The 2,841-nt window shown below is 43.1% G+C and carries 4 protein-coding genes; 3 read left to right on the plus strand and 1 reads right to left on the minus strand.

Annotated elements, in window-relative coordinates; genetic code table 11:
• The coding region (locus WMO25_RS16825) for a DUF1836 domain-containing protein (protein WP_349086309.1) at window positions 1-444 on the minus strand (444 nt) is incomplete at its 3' end.
• Window positions 445-743: 299 nt separating this feature from the next.
• Between WMO25_RS16825 and trhA the strand changes: the two genes are divergently transcribed.
• From trhA to WMO25_RS16840, 3 genes are all read left to right on the plus strand, one after another.
• Window positions 744-1,433, plus strand: a complete 690-nt coding sequence (gene trhA / locus WMO25_RS16830; RefSeq protein WP_435384323.1) for a PAQR family membrane homeostasis protein TrhA — start codon at window positions 744-746, stop codon at window positions 1,431-1,433.
• 123 nt (window positions 1,434-1,556) lie between these two features.
• Window positions 1,557-2,111 carry a DUF3877 family protein gene (locus WMO25_RS16835; protein WP_349086313.1) on the plus strand — a complete coding sequence of 185 codons (555 nt, stop codon included), beginning with the start codon at window positions 1,557-1,559 and terminating at the stop codon, window positions 2,109-2,111.
• Between the two features lie 29 nt (window positions 2,112-2,140).
• Window positions 2,141-2,841 (plus strand): amidohydrolase family protein (locus WMO25_RS16840; RefSeq protein WP_349086315.1); only part of this gene is annotated, 701 nt, incomplete at its 3' end.

The following is a 2,841-nucleotide window of genomic DNA, read 5'->3' on the forward strand; positions in this document are numbered from 1 at the left end:
AGTGCCATGCTCTTTTTCTGTGTTATGGTCGGTATCTTTTCTGGCATCGGCCATATCTAATTGAAACACATGCCAAAGGACCTGTTCAAATTCCTGACAAAAATAATTATAGGCGGTTGCATTGTCATAGGTCTGACGCTGAATCTCAAACATCATATGGATATTGTCCAGAGAAAGCACAGATTTGGCAACAGCAATAAAGATCAGGGCAGCAATCTGATCCCGGTTGTATTGCTTTTTGACGGGATTGTTGATGATCTTCTTTTTGACATAGTTACTGATCATAGAGCCGGTGATGCTGATATCTTCCAGAGGGCTTAAGTAACTGTCGATATATTTGGCGGTCTGTTCAAGGTAAAGGCCGACATCGGGGATTTCCTGATAGCGGGGGAGGTGAAAATTGTGAATAGGGTCAGCCATTTTGGATAGGATATGTTCGTTCATAAAACACGCTCTTTTCTTTATTTTGTATCGTGATCGTTTGTTATTTGGGTGATTATTTAATTATGAAACAATCATGTTCATGGTTGTACTTGTTTAGTAGAAGCATAGCATTCTTTATTCCGGGTGTCAATTATAAAGATTGGAAAAATGCTGATATCGGTTTTTTGAAAACTCTTGACAAAGTAACGAAAGTGAGATAGTATAATAGCACAAGATTTTGAAAAACTTATAATGTTGTAATAAAGACTTTTAAAATATAAGGAGGATGTTTTATGCGGACACAGACATTGACGAAACAGATGTATACAGCGAGTTTGGATAGAGACAGAGACTTTCATTTCAGAGTGAAGGACCCGGGAAGTGCGGCAACCCATTTTATTGGATTTCTGGCAGCGGTTCTAATGACGCCGGTTCTTCTGGTGCATGCTTCAGACTGTGGTGCTGATCTGATGACGATGATCGGCATGAGTGTTTTTATGCTGAGCATGATCCTTCTTTATGGTGCAAGCACATCCTATCATTCATTCGACATTTCAGAGAAGGCGAATCTGCGTTTGAAGAGAATGGATCATATGATGATTTTTGTATTGATTGCAGGTTCCTATACACCGGTTTGTCTGACTGTATTAAGGGGGAGCATTGGTATGAGATTGCTGGCTATAGTCTGGGGGCTGGCGATTGTGGGGATGATTTTTAAGCTGCTGTGGGTGACCTGTCCGAAGTGGGTTTCATCGGTCATCTACATTGCGATGGGCTGGGTATGTGTCCTTGCGATGCCACAGCTTGTTGCAGGCTTATCATTTGGAGCATTTATGTGGCTTCTGGCCGGCGGATTGTTTTATACAGTGGGCGGCGTGATTTATGCAATGAAATTCCCTGTATTCCATAATCGCTTTCAGTACTTTGGCTGCCATGAACTGTTTCATGTTTTTGTCATGGCAGGAAGTTTGTGCCACTTTATTGTGATGTACGTTTATTTGTGTAACTAAAGACGGTTGATGAAAATGATAGAAGAAGTTGTGATTTAAAATGAGTCACAGCTTCTTTTTTGTGGAGTCTGTGATAGTAATGTGATAAAATAAAACTGATATGGTTTATAGCCGAAAATAAAAATGGAGCAGAATATGAATGAGCAGAAATTAATTCAAAATGTGATAGAGCAGATTAAGGAGGCACAGCTGAAGCTGGGGGCGGAGAAAGAAGTGATCAGACTTTATTTTCCCATGGCGTCTATGAATGCCATCCTGGGAACCAATTATACAGATGAGCAGAAGATGCTTGCGGCGCTCAGAACAAATACAGTTTTTGATACAACGGTGCTTGGCAGATTGAAGTTTTTTATTCATGAAGGACGATTTGAGGTGCGTGTGCCTGCGGAAGGTGCGGAGTATGTGGCAGGAGAAATCCCGGACCCGCCTTTTCTCAAAGCAATAGTCGAGCTGTTTGCACATCATCACAGCTTAACAATAGAAGAAATCTGTGCCTGCTTTGCGCAGTTTGATAAAACCTACCATTGTGAAAAGATGACACCGGGTACGGATTTTGATTATGCGGTTTATTTTGACGATGCGGAATATGATGCCTATTATTATTGCGTCAAGATGGAAATGGGACATACCATTTATCATCGATTTACAAAAGAAGATTATCAGATGCTGATAGATTAGAGAATGAAGAAGAAATTGGAGGACTGAAAATGATCTTAATTAAGAACGGCAGGGTAGTAGATCCTGTAACGGGTGTGGATGAAGTGATGGATGTGCTGATCGAGGGCGCACATATTGAGGAGGTAGGACGCAATCTGTCAGCGGCAGGTGCAGAGGTGATTGATGCATCAGGTCTGGTTGTGGCACCGGGATTGGTGGATACCCATGTCCATTTCAGGGATCCGGGACAGACTTACAAGGAGGATATTCTGACTGGGGCAGCAGCAGCGGCGAAGGGCGGTTTTACAACGGTTGTGTGCATGGCCAATACAAAGCCGACGGTAGATAATGTAGAAACATTGAAGTATGTTCAGGAAAAAGGCGAAAAGACCGGTATTCATGTGCTTCAGGCAGCAGCCATCAGCAAAGGCTTAAAAGGTCAGGAGATGGTAGATATGGATGCGCTGGCGGAAGCCGGAGCTGCAGGTTTCACAGATGATGGGATTCCGATCATGGATGAGAAGCTTTTGCTGGCGGCTATGGAGAAAGCAAGAGATCTGGATATGCCGATCAGCCTGCACGAAGAAGACCCGCTGTTTGTGAAGAAGGCTGGTGTGAATCAGGGAAAGATTTCCGAACAGCTGAATTACGGCGGTGCCTCCAGAACAGCAGAGGATGTGATGGTGGCCAGAGATTGTATGCTGGCATTGCATACAGGAGCACCGGTCTGTATTCAGCATATTAGTTCAGC

It is taken from the genome of Coprococcus intestinihominis (genome assembly GCF_040096555.1).
In the GTDB taxonomy this organism is placed as follows: Bacteria; Bacillota; Clostridia; order Lachnospirales; family Lachnospiraceae; genus Coprococcus_A; species Coprococcus_A intestinihominis.

Excerpts from the sequence above, each read along its gene's own strand:
- WMO25_RS16835 (WP_349086313.1), top strand. The coding sequence starts at position 1,557 with ATGGAGCAGAATATGAATGAGCAGAAATTAATTCAAAATGTGATAGAG.
- trhA (WP_435384323.1), top strand. The coding sequence starts at position 744 with ATGTATACAGCGAGTTTGGATAGAGACAGAGACTTTCATTTCAGAGTG.